This is a genomic window from Mesotoga sp. HF07.pep.5.2.highcov, from assembly GCF_003666285.1.
Classification (GTDB): Bacteria; Thermotogota; Thermotogae; order Petrotogales; family Kosmotogaceae; genus Mesotoga; species Mesotoga prima.
Genome location: NZ_JFHJ01000178.1, coordinates 1 through 987 on the forward strand (window position 1 = coordinate 1; position 987 = coordinate 987).

The window sequence follows — 987 nt, forward strand, 5'->3', positions numbered from 1 at the left end:
CCAGGTCCTGCAAGCGCAACCGTACCAAACGATACCAAACCTATCAAAAGAATTGCGATCATCTTTTTCATCAAACTAACCTCCCTTTACCCATGAAAAAATCGATGTTGAAAATCAATAACCTTCGGGAATCTTCCAAAGTCCCGGGCCACCATCAACGGTAAACTCGCCTTCGGGAATCTTCCAAAGTCCAGGTCCTGCAAGAGTAACTCCACCAAGTGCTATCAATCCAATAAGAAGAATTGCTGCTACCTTTTTCATTCACTTCACCTCCAAAAATCTGCTTGATGAATTTCGTTCCGTTTCAGCACCTTACTCTTAGTGATCTTCTTCTTCAGGTATCTTCCACATACACCGCACCTCCTGGTCAAGTGTTCGAGTGATAAATTACCTTTTGAATCTCTCTCCACCTCTAAAATTTCTTAACAAAACTCAAGCTACTACGAATAAATGTTTGGTCGGATGGACAAGAAGAAAACAACAGCATCTCTACATGAACAAGATAACAACTACATTCTAGAACAAGAGCAATCAAATACGCAAACATCAATAGAAGAAGAATGGAAGTGATAATCAGGTGCAAAAGGTGATAATCGCTGACAAACGACTATGATGAAGCGTAGAACAGATAATCAAACGTAAGAACTATAAATATGACCAAATCATATGCTGTACTATTAATTATAACCTTTGCGAGGCAAGATTAGAAACTGATCTCACAAAAATTAAACTAGTAATTCATGCGAGTGTAAAAATCAAAAATAGAAATCGAAAGTTCGCATTGTCTAATGAGGCGAATACCTTTTATAAGTTTAGCCTTTGCTAGTTTGTTGTGGTTTATAGAGGTAAAAAGAAGCTCCAAAAAACGCCCAATATGCCCGTACCAAATACGATCCAGATGACTGAAAGTTTGAATTTGTAGAGGATATAGAAGGCAGATACCGCTGTAACAATGGTGAAAACACTATTAATAGACTCAATCCCTAT

The 987-nt window shown here is 38.0% G+C and carries 1 protein-coding gene; it reads right to left on the bottom strand.

Annotation, left to right across the window (positions count from 1 at the left end; translation table 11 throughout):
* Window positions 1–114: 114 nt before the first annotated feature.
* The gene (locus BG32_RS15485; protein ID WP_014731569.1) at window positions 115–261 is read right to left on the bottom strand and encodes a hypothetical protein; all 147 of its coding nucleotides are present in this window, start codon (window positions 259–261) and stop codon (window positions 115–117) included.
* Window positions 262–987: the final 726 nt, after the last annotated feature.